This is a genomic window from Ruegeria sp. BJ3 (assembly GCF_056535665.1).
On sequence record NZ_JBQFIT010000001.1, the window covers coordinates 2,818,197 to 2,839,742 of the forward strand.

Annotated in this window: 21 protein-coding genes and 1 tRNA gene; 9 read left to right on the top strand and 13 right to left on the bottom strand. The window is 60.8% G+C overall.

All coding sequences use genetic code 11. The annotated features are described in order from the left end of the window. Positions 1 to 16 precede the first annotated feature (16 nt). Together ACR3EL_RS14075 and ACR3EL_RS14080 are read right to left on the bottom strand one after the other, a co-directional pair. Entirely contained in the window at positions 17 to 3,331 is a 3,315-nt protein-coding gene (locus ACR3EL_RS14075; protein ID WP_170339499.1) for an AAA family ATPase, read from the bottom strand. Positions 3,332 to 3,535: 204 nt separating this feature from the next. Next, positions 3,536 to 3,611: transfer RNA gene (locus ACR3EL_RS14080), tRNA-Trp, on the bottom strand. Positions 3,612 to 3,755: 144 nt separating this feature from the next. Here ACR3EL_RS14080 and ACR3EL_RS14085 point away from each other — a divergent pair. Continuing rightward, positions 3,756 to 4,460: a lysophospholipid acyltransferase family protein gene (locus tag ACR3EL_RS14085; RefSeq protein ID WP_170339498.1), complete on the top strand. Its 705-nt coding sequence runs from the start codon at positions 3,756 to 3,758 to the stop codon at positions 4,458 to 4,460. Positions 4,461 to 4,505: 45 nt separating this feature from the next. Further along, the gene (locus ACR3EL_RS14090) at positions 4,506 to 4,895 is read left to right on the top strand and encodes a hypothetical protein (protein ID WP_170339496.1); all 390 of its coding nucleotides are present in this window, start codon (positions 4,506 to 4,508) and stop codon (positions 4,893 to 4,895) included. A gap of 6 nt (positions 4,896 to 4,901) precedes the next feature. Here the strand turns inward: ACR3EL_RS14090 and tuf are convergent, their stop codons facing one another. The 3 genes from tuf to ACR3EL_RS14105 all read right to left on the bottom strand — a co-directional run bounded on the left by tuf (position 4,902) and on the right by ACR3EL_RS14105 (position 9,230). Next, positions 4,902 to 6,077 carry an elongation factor Tu gene (tuf, locus tag ACR3EL_RS14095; RefSeq protein WP_170343064.1) on the bottom strand — a complete coding sequence of 392 codons (1,176 nt, stop codon included), beginning with the start codon at positions 6,075 to 6,077 and terminating at the stop codon, positions 4,902 to 4,904. A gap of 116 nt (positions 6,078 to 6,193) precedes the next feature. Then, positions 6,194 to 6,784 carry a hypothetical protein gene (locus tag ACR3EL_RS14100; RefSeq protein WP_170366314.1) on the bottom strand — a complete coding sequence of 197 codons (591 nt, stop codon included), beginning with the start codon at positions 6,782 to 6,784 and terminating at the stop codon, positions 6,194 to 6,196. A gap of 97 nt (positions 6,785 to 6,881) precedes the next feature. Continuing rightward, a complete protein-coding gene (locus ACR3EL_RS14105; RefSeq protein WP_480722028.1) occupies positions 6,882 to 9,230 on the bottom strand; it encodes a DNA topoisomerase IV subunit A in 2,349 nt (782 codons plus the stop codon). 199 nt (positions 9,231 to 9,429) lie between these two features. Here ACR3EL_RS14105 and ACR3EL_RS14110 point away from each other — a divergent pair, with 199 nt between their 5' ends. From ACR3EL_RS14110 to ACR3EL_RS14135, 6 genes are all read left to right on the top strand, one after another. After that, on the top strand, positions 9,430 to 10,053 hold the full coding sequence (locus ACR3EL_RS14110) for an SH3 domain-containing protein (RefSeq protein WP_254432992.1): 624 nt from the start codon (positions 9,430 to 9,432) through the stop codon (positions 10,051 to 10,053). Between the two features lie 68 nt (positions 10,054 to 10,121). Further along, positions 10,122 to 10,949 carry an SDR family NAD(P)-dependent oxidoreductase gene (locus ACR3EL_RS14115; RefSeq protein ID WP_170342623.1) on the top strand — a complete coding sequence of 276 codons (828 nt, stop codon included), beginning with the start codon at positions 10,122 to 10,124 and terminating at the stop codon, positions 10,947 to 10,949. Positions 10,950 to 11,029: 80 nt separating this feature from the next. Continuing rightward, positions 11,030 to 11,233 (top strand): twin transmembrane helix small protein, encoded by a 204-nt coding sequence (locus ACR3EL_RS14120; protein ID WP_093965306.1) that lies wholly within the window; start codon positions 11,030 to 11,032, stop codon positions 11,231 to 11,233. Further along, the gene (locus ACR3EL_RS14125; RefSeq protein ID WP_170342624.1) at positions 11,234 to 11,806 is read left to right on the top strand and encodes a cob(I)yrinic acid a,c-diamide adenosyltransferase; all 573 of its coding nucleotides are present in this window, start codon (positions 11,234 to 11,236) and stop codon (positions 11,804 to 11,806) included. A gap of 311 nt (positions 11,807 to 12,117) precedes the next feature. Beyond that, a complete protein-coding gene (locus tag ACR3EL_RS14130; RefSeq protein ID WP_170342626.1) occupies positions 12,118 to 12,876 on the top strand; it encodes an electron transfer flavoprotein subunit beta/FixA family protein in 759 nt (252 codons plus the stop codon). Beyond that, a complete protein-coding gene (locus tag ACR3EL_RS14135) occupies positions 12,876 to 13,805 on the top strand; it encodes an electron transfer flavoprotein subunit alpha/FixB family protein (RefSeq protein ID WP_170342627.1) in 930 nt (309 codons plus the stop codon). Before ACR3EL_RS14130 ends, ACR3EL_RS14135 begins: the two co-directional genes overlap by 1 nt. A 49-nt stretch (positions 13,806 to 13,854) precedes the next feature. Here ACR3EL_RS14135 and ACR3EL_RS14140 read toward each other — a convergent pair whose 3' ends face one another. Then, positions 13,855 to 14,682, bottom strand: a complete 828-nt coding sequence (locus ACR3EL_RS14140) for a DUF6473 family protein (protein WP_217358674.1) — start codon at positions 14,680 to 14,682, stop codon at positions 13,855 to 13,857. A 166-nt stretch (positions 14,683 to 14,848) separates the two neighbouring features. On the opposite strand from ACR3EL_RS14140, the gene ACR3EL_RS14145 reads away from it, so the two are divergent. Then, complete coding sequence (locus ACR3EL_RS14145; protein ID WP_170342631.1) at positions 14,849 to 15,724, top strand: 3-hydroxybutyryl-CoA dehydrogenase; 876 nt, start codon at positions 14,849 to 14,851, stop codon at positions 15,722 to 15,724. Between the two features lie 56 nt (positions 15,725 to 15,780). Here the strand turns inward: ACR3EL_RS14145 and ACR3EL_RS14150 are convergent, their stop codons facing one another. The 7 genes from ACR3EL_RS14150 to ACR3EL_RS14180 are packed head-to-tail and all read right to left on the bottom strand — an operon-like array spanning position 15,781 to position 21,202. Further along, entirely contained in the window at positions 15,781 to 16,680 is a 900-nt protein-coding gene (locus tag ACR3EL_RS14150; protein WP_170342633.1) for a lysophospholipid acyltransferase family protein, read from the bottom strand. 41 nt (positions 16,681 to 16,721) lie between these two features. After that, entirely contained in the window at positions 16,722 to 16,991 is a 270-nt protein-coding gene (locus ACR3EL_RS14155) for an HPr family phosphocarrier protein (protein WP_093965295.1), read from the bottom strand. Positions 16,992 to 17,008: 17 nt separating this feature from the next. Further along, positions 17,009 to 17,401, bottom strand: coding sequence for a PTS sugar transporter subunit IIA (locus tag ACR3EL_RS14160; RefSeq protein ID WP_093965293.1), 393 nt, complete (start codon positions 17,399 to 17,401; stop codon positions 17,009 to 17,011). Continuing rightward, positions 17,398 to 18,279, bottom strand: a complete 882-nt coding sequence (rapZ, locus tag ACR3EL_RS14165; RefSeq protein ID WP_170342634.1) for an RNase adapter RapZ — start codon at positions 18,277 to 18,279, stop codon at positions 17,398 to 17,400. The genes ACR3EL_RS14160 and rapZ overlap by 4 nt, the downstream gene beginning before the upstream one ends. Further along, positions 18,276 to 18,746, bottom strand: a complete 471-nt coding sequence (locus ACR3EL_RS14170; RefSeq protein ID WP_170454063.1) for an HPr kinase/phosphorylase — start codon at positions 18,744 to 18,746, stop codon at positions 18,276 to 18,278. The genes rapZ and ACR3EL_RS14170 overlap by 4 nt, the downstream gene beginning before the upstream one ends. Before the next feature lie 3 nt (positions 18,747 to 18,749). Beyond that, positions 18,750 to 20,462 carry a sensor histidine kinase gene (locus ACR3EL_RS14175; protein ID WP_170361560.1) on the bottom strand — a complete coding sequence of 571 codons (1,713 nt, stop codon included), beginning with the start codon at positions 20,460 to 20,462 and terminating at the stop codon, positions 18,750 to 18,752. A gap of 35 nt (positions 20,463 to 20,497) precedes the next feature. Beyond that, positions 20,498 to 21,202, bottom strand: a complete 705-nt coding sequence (locus ACR3EL_RS14180) for a response regulator transcription factor (protein ID WP_170342637.1) — start codon at positions 21,200 to 21,202, stop codon at positions 20,498 to 20,500. Positions 21,203 to 21,546 lie beyond the last annotated feature (344 nt).

Consider the following 21,546-nt stretch of genomic DNA (forward strand, 5'->3'; position numbering starts at 1 on the left):
AAAGCTTCCGTACCGGTCAAGAGATCGTTTCAAGCAATGCCCGGGCTTCAAGCAATTCCGGGATGTCGGCCTTTGGGTCGAAACGTTCCAGGGCATCCGACAGCCATGGCCCCGGCTTCCCCGCGGTTTTGGAAACGTGGCGCGTCAGCGCCACGGCTGCGCGCAGTTCGAACAGGCTGGCCCCGCATTTGCGCGCCTCGGACACCGCCTGTTTGAGGATCGGTTCAGGATCTTTCCGCTCATGATCGTCAAGCAACGAGCGGACCCTGAAAACCTCGGCATCGGCCCAGCCTTCGTCGGTATCTTTGCGCCAAAGTTCAGCCTGCGTCAGCGCCTGCTTGGCGGCCTTGAGCCCCCCGGCACGCACCAGAAGTTCCGCGATCAGCGATAGAAAGAAGCTTTTGTAGTTTCCGGCGCCACTAGACCACCAGTCATCCGACGCCTGCCGCAGGGCCGCGATGTGCTCGGCGTCCGGGGTCCGGTGCGCCCGCGCCCAACCGAGCCACATGCGGGCGGTGATCGACATGAAGGCCAACCTGTGCTCGCGAGAAATCTCCTCCAGCGGTGCGACGGTCGCGATCAGTGCGTCGATATCACGGTGCAACAGATGGACCATGCACGTATAGGTCAAGACCTGGGCTACGCTGTGCGCGTGTTGCAATTCATTGGCCCAGTCCAAAGCTTGCGCCTGAACCTTTCGCGCACGGGCCGGCTCACCCATCAGGCTGTAACAGACCCCCAGGAAGCCAGCTGTGATGGCCGCATGGTCGGTGCCATAGACATAGGCCAGCTTCCCATGTGTTTTGAAATCGTAAAGGGTCCAGGCCTGCTCAAGGTGCGCTCTGGCATCGGTCAGATTGCCGATGTGCAGTTGTACGGCCCCCATGGCGCGGTGCCCTACCATCCGGTGCTCGGTCCGGCCGCTGACTTCAGCCAGGTCCAGGATCTGGTCCGCCACCTCACCGGCCAGGCGGTACTCGGCCCGCACAAGGTGAAACGCATAAAGCCCATTGAGAACCGGGAAAAGGCGTTCCGTCTCGCGGGCCCGACGGCACAGCTCGCGCAGCCGGCCATAGGCCTCGCCTGTCGCTTCGCCTGCAATCCCGTCAGTCGAGCGCAAGACACCGGCCCGAAGCACTTGCAGGTCAATCTCGCGCAAGTCGCGGTCGCGGCTTTTCGGCAGGTCTGAGACAAGACCGAGCGCCTTGGACAAATGGGTCAGTGCTTCGGACAGGGCCGACCGCTCGATCGCTCTCTGACCGGCGTTTTGCCAATGAGTAACGGCCTCTTCGGGGCGATTTGCCAGCGTATAGTGCTGGGCCAGAACTTCGGGCTGGGTCTGTGCAAGATAGGGTTGCTGGTCCAGCAATACACCCGCAGCCTGGTCGTGCAGGACCTGCCGCTCGGATCGCAGAAGGCTGTCATAGGCCATGTCCCGGATCAGGGCATGGCGAAACAGGTATTCGTCCTCGGCCCCGTCCGGTGGCCGCTGGATGATGCCCGCCATTGCCAATTGTTCCAGGCTGGCCTGCATCGACGCCGCCGGCAGCATGGAGACCGCCGCGACCAGAGCCACCGAAAAGCGTCGCCCGAACACGGCGCCGGTCTGCGCCACGTCCTTTGCCATACCCAGGCGGTCGAGTCGCTCCATCAGCGAATCCTTGAGCGTGCTGGGCACCGACAGCGACGGCAGCGGACCGCGCAGGACATAGCCATCCTCGGTCAGCCGCAACTGGCCGGATTCCAGAAGGCCGCGCGTCACCTCCTGTACAAAGAGCGGGATCCCATCGGTCTTGGCGGCAATCAGGTCGCAGACCGGTCCCGGCAAAGGCTTGCCCCCCGCGACATCCGTGACGATTTCCGCCACCTCGGCATTCGACAATCGGGTCAGGGGGATGTGCAACGTGTTGTGGTGGTGCCCCCAGCTGGGGTCAAACCCCTGCCGGGCCGTGACCACGATAAGAACCGGCAGGTCACGAATCCGCTCGATCACCCTATCCGTCAGCGAAAGCGTGGTCGGGTCCACCCAATGCGCGTCTTCGAACAGCAACAGAACGGGTTTGCTTCGGGCCATCGACACCAATTGCTGCGTTACGGCTTCCAGCGTCTTTTCCAACTTGACCTGCGGCGGCAAGTCCAAGGGTCCTAGTGCATCATCGGCATCGATGCTCAACAAATCCGCAATCAGGCGCTGCTGTTCGGACGTCAGGTACCGCAGCAGCGGCAGAAGCTTGTCCAGCTTTTGGGCGTCCGTATCCGCCGGCGCGAACCCGGCTGAACGTTCCAGTTGCTGCACGATCGGATACAGAGCACTGCTTGAGTGCAGCGGCGAGCATTGAAAATTCAGACGCAGAATGTCCTGACCCTGCAACTCGTGCGCCAACCCTTCGATCAGCCGGGACTTTCCGATCCCCGCCTCACCTGAGATCAGAACGGATTGACCCGCCCCGTGACTGGCTTCGTTCCACTTGTCACACAGCTTGCGAAACTCGGAGCCGCGACCGATCAGACGGCCGGAACCCGCTTCGGGATTGATCTCGAACCGCCGTTCGATCCGTGCGGCACCCTCCACGGTCCAGGCCTGAACCTCGTCCGCAAACCCCTTCAGAACATGCCTGCCCGCATCCTTCAGCCGGAAAGCGCCCCCGATCAGGCGGCGCGTCGAGGGGCTGATGATCAGCGAATTTGGTTCGGCCAGACCCTGCAGGCGGGCGGCCAGATTCGGCGTCCGCCCCATGACCACGTCGTTTTCCCGCAACCCGTCCCCATAGATTGTGCCGACCACCACAAGTCCCGTGGCGATTCCGATCCGCGCCTGCAGCTCTTCCTTTCGGTCGATCGCGGGGAGTTCGTCCAAAATCTGCAACCCGGCCTCGATCGCACGCGAGGCCGCATCCTCCTGCGCGTGCGGATAGCCGAAATAGATCATCGCACCATCCCCCATGAAACAGGCGATGTGACCACCGAATTTCGAGACGGCGGTTGTGCAAGTCTCTTTGAATCGACGCACCAGTTCGCCCAGGTCTTCCGGATCCAGGCGCTCGGACATTGCCGTCGAGCCGACGAGGTCAACGAACATGACCGTCAATTGCCGGCGCTCGGCCACGATTTTCCCCTGTCGGCGAGTGTGCACGGCGTCACCGGCCGTATCCTGGGCAAAACGCGCGGTTGCGGCAATTAGGCGACGTCGCGGACCCAGCGGCAGCCCGAGATCGATCAGATCATGCTCGGACAGATGAACGAGGTCGGACAAGGCCACTTCTGCCGCAGCGAAAGCGGGGGCGTATTTGGACAGCCCCAACTTCTCCAGAAAAGCGGCGATATCCGTCATTTCTCCCCCAACGGCCTGTCCAACGCCGGTTTGTTTTGGCTCGGTCCACCCCGCGCAGATCGCGCGTCGCAAACCGTGACCCGTTCATTATCCAACTGACTGAACAGCCTTTTCGTTCTTTACCCGCACGTCAAGAGGTTTGGCGAACCAAACCGGCACAGCACGGTTGACCTTGGAGGCAGCATTGCTGAATTGCTTGGAGAATGGCAGGGGCAGCAGGGTTCGAACCCGCGACCTACGGTTTTGGAGACCGTCGCTCTACCAACTGAGCTATACCCCTGTGGTGCGCCATCAGATATGCCAGCGGCGCGACGGACTCAAGAGGCTTTTTCAGTTTCTCGGACACATATGCAATCGACAAAGAAGTTGCGTGCGTCGTGCAGTTCTATAAGACAAGGTTCGGCCCACCGAGAGGAAATTACCCTTGAGCCTTCGCAAGAAGATTGCCGACAGCGAGACGACCCTGAACTGGGCCGCGCGCCGCATCGCCAGCTACATCAGGATGGTCCATCGTAACACCAAATGGAAGCGGATCGGCTATGATGAACTGGACAAGCTCGCGGAACAGGGCGAGCCGGTCATCGTCGTGCTGTGGCACCAGCGGCTGGCACAATCGCCCTATTTCTTTCCGCTGGACAAAGGGCGCATCTGCTCGATCACATCGGCCGCGCGCGCCGGCAGCATGGTGGGCCGGGTGCAGAAGCTCTTCGGCATGGACACCATCGCCATGTCCAGCCACAAGCGTCACGTGGCCCTGTCGCGTGAAGTGCTGGGCAAGATGAAACAAGGGATCTCGATCGGCATAGCTGCCGACGGTCCACGCGGCCCGGAACGGGTGTGCTCGACCGTCCCGCTGGTCTGGGCGCGCAGCTCAGGAAAACGCGTTTTTGGCATCACCTATTCGGCCCGCCATGGCCGTGAGGCAGGCACCTGGGACCGGCTGCTGCTGCCGCGCCCCTGGCGCAACGAAGGCGTCTTTCTGTGCCGCGAATGGACTGAGACCGTACCCCGCAAGGCCACGGACGAGCAGATCGAGCAACTGCGCCAAAGCCTCGAGAAGCACATGAATGACATCACCGCCGAGGCCGATCGTATGGTCGGTCGCGCCCCGTGGGAACCAAAGCTCTGATCAGCCCGCCTGCTTTCCGCCAAAGTCACGGCGAAGGGCACCGGTTTGCTTGCCCCCAAGCCTTCTGCGTTCCCGAAAAAAATCTCTGACGGTGCAGTCGACTTCGTGATCATCATCGCTGAGAATGGCCTCGCGCATATCTTCCAGGTCCTTGTTGTGAAGGATTTGCGCCCCGTATTTCAGAAACTCAAAGCCAAACATCGCGTCCTCCTGCTGTTCGGGCATTCTGCCGAGCGTGCACAGGTCGCTTTCGGCGTTGCACATCAGGTAGACGTTCAGCTTCTGGAGCAGATGGGCGGAAGGTTAAGATTTCTCAAGCCGAGGGTCGGGGGCACCATCAAATCGAAAACACTGGCAGACTTGGAACCGTCTGATCGGCTTCCCAATAAGAAAAAGGGCGCCCCAAGGGACGCCCTTTTCATCAATATGCGCTGATGCGCCTTACTCGATGATTTTGGACACGACGCCTGCGCCGACGGTGCGGCCGCCTTCGCGGATGGCGAAGCGCAGACCGTTTTCCATGGCGATCGGGGCGATCAGCTCAACGCCGAACGACACGTTGTCGCCGGGCATGACCATCTCGGTGCCTTCGGCCAGGGTCACTGTGCCGGTCACGTCAGTCGTACGGAAGTAGAACTGCGGACGGTAGTTCGCGAAGAACGGAGTGTGACGGCCGCCTTCTTCCTTGGTCAGGATGTAGGCTTCGGCTTCGAACTTGGTGTGCGGAGTAACCGAGCCCGGCTTACACAGAACCTGGCCACGCTCAACGCCGTCACGATCCACACCACGCAGCAGGGCGCCGATGTTGTCGCCGGCTTCACCGCGGTCCAGCAGCTTGCGGAACATCTCGACACCGGTGCAGGTGGTCTTCTGCGTGTCGCGGATGCCGACGATTTCGATCTCGTCGCCAACGTTGATCACACCACGCTCGACACGACCGGTCACAACGGTACCACGACCCGAGATCGAGAACACGTCTTCGATCGGCATCAGGAACGGCTGGTCAACAGCGCGCTCGGGCGTGTCGATGTACTCGTCAACGGCCGCCATCAGTTCGCGGATCTTGTTCTCGCCGATTTCCGGGTTGTTGCCTTCCATCGCGGCCAGAGCCGAACCTGCGATGATCGGAATGTCGTCGCCGGGGTAGTCGTAGCTGGACAGCAGTTCGCGAACTTCCATCTCAACCAGTTCCAGCAGCTCTTCGTCGTCAACCTGGTCAACCTTGTTCAGGAACACGACCATCTTCGGGATGCCAACCTGGCGGCCCAGCAGGATGTGCTCGCGGGTCTGCGGCATCGGGCCGTCAGCTGCGTTCACAACCAGGATCGCGCCGTCCATCTGCGCCGCACCGGTGATCATGTTCTTCACATAGTCGGCGTGGCCGGGGCAGTCGACGTGCGCATAGTGGCGGTTGTCGGTCTCGTATTCCACGTGGGCGGTCGAGATGGTGATGCCGCGCGCTTTCTCTTCCGGCGCGCCGTCAATCTGGTCATACGCCTTGAAGTCGCCGAAATACTTGGTGATTGCTGCGGTCAGCGTCGTCTTGCCGTGGTCAACGTGGCCAATCGTGCCAATGTTGACGTGCGGTTTTGTACGCTCAAACTTTTCCTTTGCCATTCCTCAGGCGCCCTTTTGCGATTTGGGGGACCCTTGGTCCCGTGGTTACATCTGCGCGCGCGAGATATTTGGTTCAAAGCGGAAAATCAAGCACATCCTGAGGGAAATCCTCAAAACTATGCCGGGTTTTGTATCGCCTGTCCGGATTCAATCGGTTGGATCAGGCCGGGGCGCAGGTCGAACCAACCGTTGTCCTTGTGCTCTTCAGCCAGCCATTCCTCGACGCGGTCCGCCACTTTCAGTGCCAAACCGCTCATCTGCTCTTCCTTGGTGCGTTCGTTGCCCGAGCCCTTCAGAGCGCTGCCACCGGTCGTATCTTCGAGGACCTGGAACTGCTTGCCCTTGGCCAGAAACTGTTTCTTGCCGACATCGTAAACGTTGACCAGGACGATCGCTGTGCTTTTGGGGTTGTAGATCACCGGAATGCCGGGAGGCGCCAGCATATAGCCTTCGAGGCTGATCCCGATGTCATACTCCTGCGAGCCCTGATAGCGACCAAGGCGGATATCGACGGCCTTCTGGATCGCTTCGGTCCATTCCTGGGGCGTCGCGTCCCGAGACACCGGCCCCTGGACGGCCTTGTCGGCAAACGCATAGTTCACGCGCAACTTGAATTCGCCCAGATCTTCCGGCTCTTCATAGAGTTGCGTCTGCGTGCAGGCGCCCACCAGGGCCAGTCCGGTAATCAGGGTCAAAATGCGCAGCATTGTCTCGTCTCGATAGGCCTGTTTTTCTTTGATCTAGCGCACCGATGCAGCTTGTGCCAAGCCGTATCGGCAGATTTCCACCGTGGTCGGCGCAAGATCACGAGAACTTGTAATCGCGCGGGAACCCATAGGGCGGTTTTTTTCCGACGCTTGCGCGCTTTGCCAGCCATTGAGACATATCTGCCTCATGCCGCGTCTTGTCGCCGCCCATTGACCATTTCAGACCGTCCTCCCAGTTGAACGTCGTCAGGTCGGACAGGCCACCATCCAGCTCCAGCGTGCCCTGGCGCCCGCGCGCCATGTTGTATTTCTGCAGACGCACACCCTTGCCACGCGTCATCTCGGGCAGTTCGGAGACCGGGAACACCAGAAACTTGCCGTTCTGTGATACCACAGCGACGTGATCGCCCTCGATCGGCTTGCAGATCACCGCGCGCTCGTCATCCTTGACGTTCAGCACCTGTTTGCCGTTGCGGGTCTGGGCCAGCACCTCGTCCTCGGGCACCATGAACCCGTTGCCCGCATCCGAAGCAACCAGCAGCTTGCGCCCCGGCTTGTGGATCAGGATGTCGACGATCTGTGCCTCGTTGGGCAGATCGACCATCAGGCGCAGCGGCTCACCCATTCCCCGGCCACCGGGAAGGTTCGCGGCGCTGACCGTATAGACCCGCCCGTTCGATGCGAAGACCAGCAGCCGGTCGGTGGTTTCCGCGTGGAAGATAAACCGCGGCCCGTCGCCGTCCTTGAACTTCAGCTCGCGGTTCAGGTCGATATGGCCGGTCATGGCGCGGATCCAGCCCATCTGCGAGCAGACGACCGTAATCGGCTCTTTGTCGATCATCGCCTCAAGCGGCACGTCCTCGACCTCGCCTGCTTCGGCAAAGCGGGTGCGACGCGCGCCGCCCTCATAATCCTTGCCGAAGGTCTTCTTGGTCTCTTTCAGCTGTTCAGCGATCTTGGCCCATTGCAGACCCTCATCCGCCAGCAGATCCTCAAGTTCTGCGCGCTCTTCCATCAGTGCGTCACGCTCGCGCACCAGTTCCATCTCTTCGAGACGACGCAGGCTGCGCAGGCGCATGTTCAGGATCGCGTCGACTTGAACTTCGGACAGTTCGCCCTCGCCCGGTTTGGGCGAGACATAGTCGGCCTCGCTGGTGGCGCGGACATGGTCGATGCCCCAATTCTCGCGCATCAGCGCGGCCTTGGGGTCGTCGTCATAGCGGATGATATCAATCACGCGGTCCAGATTCAGGAAGGCAACAATGAAGCCCTCCAATACCTCAAGCCGGTGGTCGATCTTGGCCATCCGGTGACGCGAGCGGCGCAGCAGCACCTCTTGCCGGTGGTCTAGGAAGGCGCGCAGCACTTCCTTCATCGAACAGACCTTGGGCGTCACCCCGTCGATCAGCACGTTCATGTTCAGGCTGAACCGCACCTCGAGATCCGAGTTGCGATACAGCATGTTCATCAACACCTCGGGGTCCACGTTCTTGGAGCGCGGCTCGAGGATGAGGCGGATGTCCTCGGCGGATTCGTCGCGCACATCGCCCAGGATCGGAATCTTCTTGGTCTGGATCAGCTCGGCGATCTTTTCGATCAGCTTGGATTTCTGAACCTGATACGGGATCTCGGTGACCACGATCTGCCACTGGCCGCGGCCCAGATCCTCGACCTCGTATTTGCAACGCAGCCGGAACGAGCCGCGCCCGGTGCGATAGGCCTGCGCAATATTCTCGGCCGGTTCGACGATGACGCCGCCCGTCGGGAAATCGGGCCCCGGCACATAGTTCAGCAGCGTGTCGTCACGCGCGTCGGGCGTCTTGATCAGATGCAGGCAGGCGTCGCACAGCTCGGCAATGTTGTGCGGCGGGATGTTGGTCGCCATGCCCACGGCAATGCCCGAGGCGCCATTGGCCAGAAGGTTCGGGAACTGTGCCGGCAAGACGACCGGTTCGGTCAGCGTGCCGTCATAGTTGTCGCGGAAATCGACGGCGTCCTCGTTCAGCCCCTCCAGCAACGCCTCGGCAACGATGGTCATCCGGGCCTCGGTGTAGCGCGAGGCCGCAGGGTTGTCGCCGTCGATATTGCCGAAGTTGCCTTGCCCGTCGACCAGCGGGTAGCGGACGTTGAAATCCTGCGCCAGACGCGCCATCGCGTCATAGATCGCGGCGTCCCCGTGCGGGTGATAATTACCCATCACGTCACCCGAGATCTTGGCCGACTTACGGAACCCACCGGTCGAGCTGAGTCGCAGCTCGCGCATGGCGTAGAGGATTCGCCGGTGAACCGGCTTCAGCCCGTCGCGCGCATCGGGCAGCGCGCGGTGCATGATGGTGGACAGCGCATAAGTCAGATAACGCTCGCCAATTGCCCGCCGCAGCGGTTCGGCCACCTCGCCTCCGGCGTCGGGGGCCTCCATGTTGGGGTCGTCGATCGTGTCGTTCATAGATGATGTGATACGACGCCCGGCGCGCGTGGTAAAGCAACCAAGGCATATTTTGCTGGGGACAAGTCGCGGTTTTTGCAACAGGGGGAGCCAACCCGGCGATTTCCCCCGATTTTCGACTCGGGACCCGAACTATGGTAGGATCCCAACAATTGAATGCTGCCTTTTTCTTGTTGTTATGATTACCGGGGGATGCGCCATGACGCGCCTTATGCTTGTTACTTTTGCCATGCTCGGCTGGTTCTTCTACGTCATGAGCGGTGGATCCGAATTCGAACCGCGCGGCACGCGCGCCGAGGCACCACCCGTCGTTGCGGCGGCTGAGAAACCCGAGCCCAGGCCACTGGTCCCCTCCCCGGCAACCGAACTTGTGACGAAGGTGGCCCTGCGCCCCGCCAAGCCGTCCGAACCCAAGCCGGAACCGATCCCAGCAGCCGATGCCGTCGATACCGAGGCGTTGCTGGCGCAGATCGCCGCCGGTCTGAATTCTGATCTGTCCAGTTTCGACAATACCGGCGGTACCTTCTCGCTGGCGTCGCTGGATGAAAACGCGGCCGTCCAGGTTCTGGACACCGAGTCCGAACCGGAAGCAGCAGCCCCTGCACCGTCAGAGCCGCCGAAAGACATTCGCATCGTGTCCGGCACTCGCGTGAACATGCGCGACGGCCCCGGCACGATCTATCCGATCATCGGCAAAGCGCGGATGGGTCAGCAGGTCGAAGTTCTGAGCGAGTCCGGAACCGGTTGGCTGCGCCTGCGCGTGTTGCCCGAGCAACAGGTTGGCTGGATTTCCTCCTCGTTGATCCGAAAAAGCACAAATTGACGTGATGCCGTCATTGCCGGAGGCCGATCCTCGCAATAGTTTTTGCCGAGGACGACTTTGGGGCAGACATGCAGAAATCCATCCTCATCACCGGATGCTCATCCGGCATTGGTCTGGACGCGGCACACGGAATGCGTGCGCGCGGCTGGCGTGTGTTTGCCGCCTGCAGACATCAGCGCGATTGCGACAGGCTGAGGGCTCAAGGCTTTGACAGCCCAAGAATCGACTATACCGATGCCGAAACGATCACTTCGGGATTGGACAATGTTCTCGAAGCAACGGGCGGCACGTTGGACGCGCTGTTCAACAACGGTGCCCATGGGCTGCCCGGCGCGATCGAAGACGTGCCCACCGACGGGTTGCGCCATATCTTCGAGACCAATGTTTTTGGCTGGCACGAACTGACCCGCCAGGTGATACCCGTCATGCGTGCACAGGGCCACGGCCGCATCGTGCAGAACTCGTCGGTACTGGGTTTGGTTGCCTTTCCTTGGCGCGGCGCCTACGTCGCCACGAAATACGCTATCGAAGGCCTGACCGACACGATGAGGCTGGAGCTGCGCGGCACCGGCATCAAAGTGGTGCTGATTGAACCCGGTCCCATCACCTCTAAACTGCGCGAGAAGGCCATACCGATTTTTGAACGGTTCATAGATTGGGAAAGCTCGGCCCTGCGCGACAAGTATGAGGAGTCGCTGCTCAAACGTCTGTACGAAGACTCGGGCCCCGACCGGTTCGAGCTGCCGGCGTCTGCGGTAACCGACAAACTTGCCCGCGCGCTCGAGGCAAAGTCGCCCAAGGCTCGATACTACGTGACCACACCGACCTATATCGCGGGTTATTTGCGCCGCATTCTGCCAACGGGTACGATTGACCGCATCCTTTCGGGTATCTGAGACGAAATTACCCGTTCGCTTTCGCGGGCCGCCCCGCTAGATGGAGCGGCAAGGATACAACAAATGCGGACGGTGAGTTCATGGACCTTCTAATGGGCGTACTTCTTTTGGCCATGGCGGCGGTCGTCGTTGTTCTGGCCATCGGCATATCCAATTTCGGCAAGGGCGGCATGGCGGCTGCCAAGAAAAGCAACAAGATGATGCGGCTGCGCATCCTGTTTCAGTTCATTGCCGTGGTGCTGATCGTGCTCTACGTCTATCTGCGTGGACAGGGAGTGCAGTAGATGGTCGTTCTGAACAAGATTTATACCCGCACCGGCGACGACGGCAAAACCGCGTTGGGCAATGGCGAACGGGTTGCGAAGTACTCGGGCCGCGTGGCGGCCTATGGCACGGTGGACGAACTGAACGCCTTTGTCGGCGTGGCTCGCACCGAGGCCGAGGGCGAGGTCGATGCGGCGCTCGCACGCATCCAGAACGATCTGTTCGACCTGGGCGCTGACCTGTGCCGCCCCGACATGGAAAAAGATGCCGAGGCTGATTACCCGCCCTTGCGGATCGCCCCGGCCCAGATCGACCGGTTGGAGTCGGAAATCGACGCGATGAATGCCGACCTTGAGCCACTACGCAGCTTCATCTTGCCGGGCGGATCAAAGCTGGCGGCGCATCTGCATGTCTGCCGCACGGTCTCGCGGCGCGCCGAGCGCCTGGCCGTCGAATTAACCAACATGGAACCGGTGAACGAGGCCGCGGTGAAATACCTCAACCGCCTCAGCGACTGGTTTTTCGTGGCAGCCCGTTGCGCCAACAATGGCGGCCGCGATGACGTCTTGTGGGTTCCGGGCGCGAACCGCTGAAAGCGGCACAACGTCCAGTGGACGTTGTGGCGACCGGAAGGGCGAAGCCCCGGCCCGAATGGCCGGCGCGAACCGCTGAAACCCGAGCTTCTTGAACGCGTTTTCGCACCATCCGGCGCGGCAAAACCGCCCATCGGCCGGGTAACAATCTTTCGTTCCTTCACGTCAAAAAGCGTGAAACGCGACGTCCCCACGACATGACGTGACGATTTTGCCCTGTCCCGACGCCCCGCAAGGCGCTATCTAGGCCGACGAGAGCATTGGTGGAGTCGCATTGCGGCTTGCCGTTTTTGTAAGGAGCGTACGCAAAAATGAAGGTACTTGTGCCTGTCAAGCGCGTGATCGACTACAACGTGAAAGTTCGTGTCAAAGCGGACGGCAGCGGTGTTGATCTCGCCAATGTCAAAATGTCGATGAACCCGTTCGACGAGATTGCCGTCGAAGAGGCGATCCGCCTGAAAGAAGCCGGCAAAGCCGACGAGGTCGTGGCCGTTTCGATCGGCGTCAAGCAGGCGCAGGAAACGCTGCGCACCGCGCTGGCCATGGGTGCTGACCGCGCCATTCTGGTGGTCGCGGCTGATGACGTCCACCAGGACATCGAACCGCTGGCCGTCGCTAAGATCCTGGCCAAGGTGGTCGAGGAAGAGCAGCCTGGACTGGTTCTGTGCGGCAAGCAGGCGATCGACAACGACATGAACGCCACTGGCCAGATGCTGTCGGCTCTGCTGGGCTGGAGCCAGGGCACCTTCGCGTCCGAGCTGGACATCGAAGGCGACACTGCCAAGGTCACGCGTGAAGTTGACGGCGGCCTGCAGACCATCAGCGTCAAGATGCCGGCCATCATCACCGTCGACCTGCGCCTGAACGAGCCGCGCTATGCGTCGCTGCCGAACATCATGAAGGCCAAGAAAAAGCCGCTGGATGAAAAAACCGCCGCCGATTACGGCGTCGACGTCACGCCGCGCCTCGAAGTCGTCAAGACCGAAGAGCCGCCGGCACGCGCCGCTGGCATCATCGTGGGCTCGGTCGACGAGCTGGTCGGGAAACTCAAAGAAGCGGGGGCTGTGTAATGGCTGTACTTCTGCTTGCCGAAGTCAACAATGGCGAACTGGCGATCGACGCAACCGCCAAGGCGGTCACCGCTGCCAAGCAGCTGGGTGACGTGACCGTTCTGGCCGCGGGCGGCTCGGCCGCCGCTGCCGGCGAAGCCGCCGCCAAGATCGACGGCGTGTCCAAGGTTCTGGTCGCTGAAGACCCGTCGCTGGGTCACCGTCTGGCCGAATCGACCGCCGCGCTGATCGTCAGCCTGGCCGACGGCTATGAGCATATCGTGGCGCCCGCCACCACCGACGCCAAGAACGTCATGCCGCGCGTGGCCGCGCTGCTGGACGTGATGGTGATCTCGGACGCGTCCGGCGTCGTTGACGGCTCGACCTTCGAGCGCCCGATCTACGCGGGCAACGCGATCCAGACCGTCAAGTCGAACGATCCCAAGAAGGTCATCACCTTCCGTACGGCCAGCTTTGATGCGGCCGGCGAAGGCGGATCGGCCCCGGTCGAGACCGTATCGGTCGGTGAAAACCCCGGCCTGTCGGAGTGGGTCGAGGACAAGGTCGCCGAAAGCGACCGTCCAGAACTGACCTCGGCCGGCGTCGTTGTCTCGGGCGGCCGTGGTGTTGGCTCTGAAGAAGACTTCAAACTGATCGAAGCCCTGGCCGACAAGCTGGGTGCCGCGGTTGGTGCGTCGCGTGCGGCAGTCGACTCGGGCTATGCCCCGAACGACTGGCAGGTGGGTCAGACCGGCAAGGTCGTTGCACCCGATCTGTACATCGCGGTTGGCATTTCGGGTGCGATCCAGCACCTGGCCGGCATGAAGGATTCGAAGATCATCGTCGCGATCAACAAAGACGAGGAAGCTCCGATCTTCCAGGTCGCGGACTATGGCCTGGTCGCGGACCTGTTCCAGGCCGTGCCGGAGCTTACCGAAAAGCTGGGCTGACGGTCCTTCTTTTCGAGAACTCAAGGCCCGCCAAATTGGCGGGCCTTTTTCATTCGAGGTCTCGGATCGCAGGCAGCAAACGTTCGGCAATGGCCCGGTGCGTGGCTGGCCCGATCATATATTCCGCCATCGGTTGCTGCATCGTGCCGAACAGCATGTCCTCAAGATCATCCGAAGCACCTGAAGGGCGCACCGTCATCTTCACGGTTGGCACCCCTCCATCCGACACCCCATCAATCATGGCCTGTGTAATTGGTACCGGATCAGATACCCCGCGCGCATCCAGCCCGACTGCCGGGCTGTGATCCCAGTCCAGCCACAGCAGCAGAACCCGGCTGGTGACGTTGTCCAACAGGGTGCGAAGCGCCACTGCCCAAGCCCGCCGCAACTCGGCGGCCACCATTTCGAACCGTGCATCCGAAAAGGCCGACAACCTGGACATAAGGTGCCGCACAAAATGAACGTCGGCGAAGTCAACTTCGGGGTACAAGGCGGAAAGGTCCGAGGTCGCCTCGAGCACCCGATCATTGCGTCGGAGATGAACACGGTAGAACCGGTTGGACTGGTTCAGCGCCGATGGCAGTTGCAGAACGCAAACCTCGGCGCCATTCATCAGGCTCAGAATTTCCGGATCCCGCGCCAACCCCTCGGCACCCGTGAACAGACTGCCCAGATTCAGACACTGCATTTCCAGCCGCTGCTCCAACGCGGCGGGAAACGGAGAATCGACGAACCGACCGAATGTCTCGGTGCCGCCGACGCAGGCCACATATGGTACCTGCAACGCTCGCTTTGGCCCGCGAAACCACAATTTTGACGCCCCGTACCGGCAGACGGATTCCTCGACACCAGTCGCGCCCGACTCATGATAACTCATGTCAGCCACCCATTTTCTTCACCCAATCGCCATTCTGCGGCCTTAGGTGTTTAGAAAACTCTAATGTGCGCATTTGAAGCGAATTGGACCGGTCCCAACCCCTTGCCGCGCAACCCGGACTGCCGATAATGTCCCCCCTGAACCTTGATGCGGAAGGCAGTTCAATATGGACGTGAAATCAGTCGGAGTAATCGGCGCGGGCCAGATGGGCAACGGAATCGCCCATGTGATGGCGTTGGCAGAGTATAACGTTCTGCTGAACGACATCAGCCAGGATGCGCTGGATGCTGCCATTGAAACGATCAAGGGCAACCTGGCTCGTCAGGTGTCACGCGGCAAGATCGGTGACGACGAGATGCAGGCCGCACTGCAGCGGATCAAGACCACGCTGAACCTTCCGGAGATCGGCCAGACGGACCTCGTGATCGAAGCCGCGACCGAGCGTGAGGCCATCAAGCATGCGATTTTCGAGGATCTGCAGCCGCATTTGCAGGCTCACACGATCCTGACGTCGAACACCTCGTCCATTTCGATCACAAGGCTTGCCAGCCGGACGGATCGGCCGGAGCGGTTCATGGGGTTCCACTTCATGAACCCGGTTCCTGTCATGCAATTGGTCGAGTTGATTCGCGGTATCGCCACCGACGAAGAAACCTTTGCTACCTGCAAGGCCGTGGTGGATCGGTTGGGCAAAACCGCCGCCAGCGCCGAGGATTTTCCGGCCTTCATCGTGAACCGCATCCTGATGCCGATGATCAACGAGGCCGTCTATACTCTGTATGAAGGGGTCGGCAGCGTTCAGTCGATCGACCAATCCATGAAGCTGGGCGCCAATCATCCCATGGGCCCGCTGGAACTGGCCGATTTCATCGGGCTGGACACCTGCCTGGCCATCATGAACGTCCTCCATGAAGGGTTGGCGGATACAAAGTACCGCCCCTGCCCGTTGCTGACGAAATATGTCGAGGCCGGCTGGCTGGGCCGCAAGACCGATCGCGGGTTTTATGACTACCGTGGCGAGGTTCCGGTCCCGACGCGCTAAGCCGTCAAGGGACCGACCCGCTCGCCCGCGATATTTTCGCGCCAATGAACGGTGGATCAGGCTTGTGGTGACTGCCCCAAGGCCAGCGTGTGTTTTCTGAGCCAGGCCATGAATCCGCGCGGGTCGCGTTCGAGCAGTTTCATGTCCTCGTCCGAAATCGGCTCTCCGATTACCGGGCCGATCGGTTTGTTGCAGGACCGGACGATCTCATGCAGCAGAAGTCCCTGACGCAGAATTGCCGATAGTTTGTTGGCAATCTGGTACCAGCGCGAGTTGCTGCCGGGGAAGTAGATGGGCAGGACCTTAGCACCGGATCGCCGGATCATCTTAGCTGTGAACACGTTCCATTCGCGTTCCTGAGCGGGGCCGAACCAGGTGTCGGAAGACATCACCACCCCGGATGGGAACAGCGCGACGACACCACCGTTCTTGAGGTGCTCCATCGCTTTGCCCCGCATCTCGAGCATCTTGCTTTGGGCTTCGGGGTCATGTGGAAACGGGACCGGGATCATGAACGAGGTCGCGGCCTCATCCAGCCCGGTCAGAACCGAGCGGGTCAGGATACGGTAGTCCTGGCGCACCCGTCCGATCAACTCGGCCAGGATCATGCCGTCCACCATCCCATGCGGGTGATTGGCTACCACCACAACGGGCCCCTCTTTCGGAATGCGCGCAATCTGGTGTTCGGGCGTGGTCAGGTCGATTCCCATGATACCAAGGGCACCACCCCAGAATTTCTGGCCGCGATACTTTTCATTCTGCTTTTCGAACTTGTTGACCATGCGCAGAATGGTCAGCTTGCCTGTGCACCATTCGATCGCCTTGATGGCCGTCGAGGTCCAGGCGTCGTCAAACGAATTTGCGTAGGTCAGCGTGCGGCGGTCGTAGATTTCGCCCGCTTCCGCGGTCTCGGCCACCACCGTGTTGGTCTTGGTATCGTGCGTGGTTTCCGCCAATTCCTGGTCTTCCCGTTCTTGTTTCGTAGCAGTGCCCTGCGTCAGAAACCTTCGCCGAACTTGTCGTTCACCAATGCTTCCAGCGCGACTGCCAGCGCCTCAGCATCCGGCCCGGACGTTTCGACGTCAATAGTCGTTCCACGCGAAGCCGCCAACATCAAAAGGCCCATAATGCTGTCACCCGACGCGGACATTCCGTCTTTGGACACTTCGGCGCGGGCGTCAAACCCTTCGACCACCTCGACCAGTTTGGCTGAAGCGCGCGCGTGCAAACCCTTTTCGTTGATTATTTTCAAGCTTTTGGTGGCCATATTCAATCGATCCGATGTCAGTCCAATGTCACATTTTGCGCATTGATGTACTTTCGTCCAGCCTCCATGGCCCTACGGACGGCGTCCCCGACCGGAAGTTGGCGGCTTTTGGCCAGTTTGATCAGCATCGGAAGGTTGGCGCCGTAAAGAATTCTGCGGTCCTGCGGCGCACAGGCGCGTAGACTGAGATTCGAGGGGCTGCCCCCGAACAGATCGGTCACGACAACAACTCCGTCGCCGACATCCACAGCATCCGCGGCCCGGCAGATTTCGGCCTGCTTTTCCTCGCGATCATGATCGGCGTCGATCGACACTGCCACAAGGCCGGGTTGCTTGCCCACGACGTGCTGCATGGCCGCCAGGTATTCCTGGGCCAATCCGCCATGCGCCACGATTACAATTCCGATCAATCCGGCCTCACATTCAACGATCGACGTTCCATCTCGCGGTGTCTAATTGCCACCGGCTGCCCCTGCTCTGCAAGGGCTTTTGCGACCGCTTCGGCCATCGCGACCGAGCGGTGTTGACCCCCGGTACAGCCAAAAGCGACCGACAGGTGCGTTTTGCCCTCGGCCTTGAAGGCGGGCAGCAGAGACAGCAACAGTTCCACCACCCGTTCGAAGAAGGCGGCATAGTTTGTGTCAGCCTGAACATAGGACGCAACGTCCGGATTGCGACCATCAGCCTCGCGCAGTTCCGGACGCCAATAGGGATTGGCCAGAAATCGGCAATCGAACACCATGTCCAGACCCAGCGGCAGCCCCCGTTTGTAGGAGAAGGACTCGATTGAAACGGCCAGATGCCGGCCCCCTTCCGGCGCGAACCAGCGTTCGACCTCGGATCGCAGCTGGTGCACGTTGAGCACGCTGGTATCGATCAGAGTGTCGGCGATCTCGCGGATCGGCTCCAACAATTCCTTCTCCTGACGGATACCGGTTTCGGGGCTGGCATCGGTTGCGACCGGATGACGGCGCCGGGTTTCCGAAAATCGGCGCAACAGCACTTCGTCGCTGCAATCCAGATAAAGCGTGGATAGGTCCACCTGGCTCATCCGACCCAGTTTGGCGACCAATTCGATAAAACCGATGGTCGAGAAATCACGATTGCGGGCATCGATCCCCAACGCCATCGGCCGGGAAGGATCCGCGCCCTCCATCAAGCGCAGCAACATGCCCATCGGCAAGTTATCGATGGCCTCATAGCCCAGATCCTCGAGCACATGAATCGCCGTCGACCGGCCCGCGCCCGACGGACCTGTCACCAGAACGATGCGCGTTTGTGCTGTCATGTGCTTGGCCATTGCGGATCGACGCGCCCCATTTTCATCAGTTGAACAAGTGCTGACGCCAAGTTGGGGACGCCGGCGGCACGAAGCAAGGGAACAGGATGTCCAAGCACAAGAACCTGTCGCGGTTCCGGCAGTCGCTGGGATTCCACCTGATCCAGATCCACGATCCAATCCAACGGAACGGGACCGCAGGCCGTGGCGCGCAGCAGCCCGACGCCGCGGGCTTCGACCAATCCACGGATCTGAGGAACCGCATCCGCCAGCACCCGGTCGCCCGACAGGGTCAAATTCACACGATCATCGGCGACGAGGTCCGCTCCGAAGCCCATCATCTGCAATGCAAGTGCCGATTTTCCGGCCCCGGATGGCCCCGAAATCAGTGCGCCGCGGCCAGCAACGGCAACGCATGTGGCGTGCACGCAGACCGGATCATCGCTGGGTTTTTCGGGAAGGCGCAAAGCGCACATCGCTTAAAGGGGAAGACCCACGACAAACCGCGCACCTTGCGGGTCCGACGTGATGTCCGCCTCGGTCGGGCGGATGTTCTCGGCCCAGATGACGCCCCCGTGGGCCTCGACAATCTGTTTCGAGATCGCAAGTCCAAGGCCCGAGTTGTTACCGAAATGCTCGGCCGGGCGCTGCGAGTAGAAGCGCTTGAAAACCTTGGTCAGGGCCTGGTCCGGAATACCGGGGCCGGTGTCTTCGACAACAACCAGAACCCGGTTTTCGCGTTGGCGCACCCAAACGCGGATCGCATCGCTTTCCTCGCAGAAGGAAATGGCATTTGTAATCAGGTTCACGAAAACCTGCGCCAGACGGGCCTCGAGCCCGTTTATGACGATGGGCTTGGACGGTAAATCCGTGATGTAGTCGATTCCCTTCGACCGGGCGTCTTCGCCCAGGTACTGACTGATATTGCCGATCAGCTTCAGAAGATCGAAGGGCTGCTCCTGCTCTTTGACCAGTTCAGCGTCCAGGCGGGACGCATTCGAGATGTCGCTGACAAGGCGGTCCAATCGGCGGACATCGTGCTCAATAACGCCCAACAATTTCTCGCGCTGATCGTCACGCTTGACCATTCGCAGCGTACCGACGGCCGATTGCAGGCTGGCCAAGGGGTTCTTGATTTCATGCGCGACGTCAGCCGCGAACTGTTCGTTGGCGTCTATCCGGTTGTAGAGCGCCGTCACCATTCCCCGCAGCGCACGGCTAAGCCGACCAATCTCGTCCGGGCGGGCGCTCAGGTCGGGGATGCGGATACGGCCGGGATTGACCCCAGTGCCGCGGTCCTTGCCCATTTCCGCCGCAGCGGCCAGATCCGCCAGCGGGTTCGCGATGGTCGAGGCCAGCACAAGGCTGAGACCCACCGAGACCAGCAGGGCAACGACAAACATCTGTAGAATGCGCTCCTGCTCTTTTCGAGCCAGTGCATCGATTTCTCCGGCGGGGCCAGCCATTGCGACAGCCCCCACAGGGGCGCCATCCAGAACGATTGGCGACGCCGCCACAATCACGGTGTCTCCGGCCGCATCAGACACGGCGTGAACCTGCATGTGGCCGTCCAGCGCGTTTGGAATGATGTCCTGAACCCGCTGTGCCAGCGTCGGCGCCTCGGTTTCAGATCCGGTGGTGAAAACCGAATACAGACCATTCCAGACGGCGGTCAGGGCATCAGAGATCAATGTGCTGCCGGTCGGAACATCCGCCTCGGCCTGAATCAGGCCCGGCAATTCCGACACGGTCGAGGAACCCCGTGTCCAGCCGATCAACGTGCCGGTGCTGTCATAGACGAAGACTTCGCCGCCTTCGGGGATGCTCAGCCCGGCAAGTGTCGCTTTGACGTTCAGGTCAGAAGCGTCCCGCGATCCGGCAACCTGGCGCAGCTGGGCCTCGAAGACGTTGCTGACCAGTTGCGCATCGCCGATCAGGTTCCGCGCCGTTTGCTGGACCCTCTCTTTTCGGGTGTCGTCCAGGTACAGCAGCCCTGCGACCAGGATCACCAAAGCAATCAGGTTGAACGTGATGATCTTGCGCGCCAGCGGCGAGTTGCGCAGCGTGAACAGAGTACGCCGCGATCGCCGCGCGCGCAGCTCGGCCGACTCGGGGTCTTGCGGGATGACCCAATCATCGCCCAGAACGACGTCACCGTCGCGCAACTCGCTGGATTGCTCGGTGTCACGCACGAAACAAATTCACCTTTGCAGAAAGCCGGCCCGGCTTATTCCTCGTTGTAACGGTACCCGATACCGTACAGCGTTTCGATAGCCGAAAACTCGGGATCAGCCGCACGCATCTTCTTGCGCAGACGCTTGATGTGGCTGTCGATGGTCCGGTCGTCGACATAGACCTGATCGTCATATGCGACATCCATCAGCTGATCGCGGCTTTTGACGAAGCCGGGGCGTTGCGCCAAGGCCTGCAGCAGCAGGAATTCCGTGACCGTCAGCGAAACATCGGTCCCCTTCCAGCTGACCGCGTGACGCAGGGGGTCCATGCGCAGATCGCCGCGCTCCATCACCTTTGCGTCCCCGGTGGTTGCAGCCGACGCATCCCCGTCGGTCGCTTCCTGACGGCGCAGCAGTGCACGGATGCGCTCGACCAGAAGGCGTTGAGAGAATGGCTTTTTCACGTAGTCATCCGCGCCCATCCGCAGGCCCAGAACCTCGTCGATCTCATCGTCTTTGGACGTGAGGAAAATCACCGGCATCTGGGTTTTCTGCCGCAGCCGCTGCAGCAAATCCATGCCGTCCATGCGGGGCATCTTGATGTCCAGAACCGCCATGTCCGGCAGTTTCTTGTTGAACGCATCAAGGGCTGCCTGCCCGTCATTGTAGGTTTCGACCTCGAACCCTTCGGCCTCGAGCGTCATGGATACGGACGTCAGAATGTTCCGATCGTCATCCACCAGTGCAATCTTAGACATAGGGCTGCCCCTTTACCTGCTCACTCACGATGTATTTTTGCTTTTTGTAGGGCATTCTTGGCTTTTTTAAGGCCGCGAATCAATCCGGATGTACGAATCGCGCCACATTGTTCACGATCCTGCGACAAAAAGGTCGTCCTGCGCTTCCGAAAGTGCCCGGGTTTTCCGACCGGAAAATCTTGGTTGCGCTAAACCCGGCCTTGGTTGCGCTAACTGTGCCAAACCGTCCTGTTCATGCCCTAAACGGCCGTGATATGAGGCCCTTATCCGCCGGACTAACCGGCACTACGCCTCATGAGCGCAGACGGCCCCAACCGCCGCAGCGCCGCCACAGGAGAAGACAC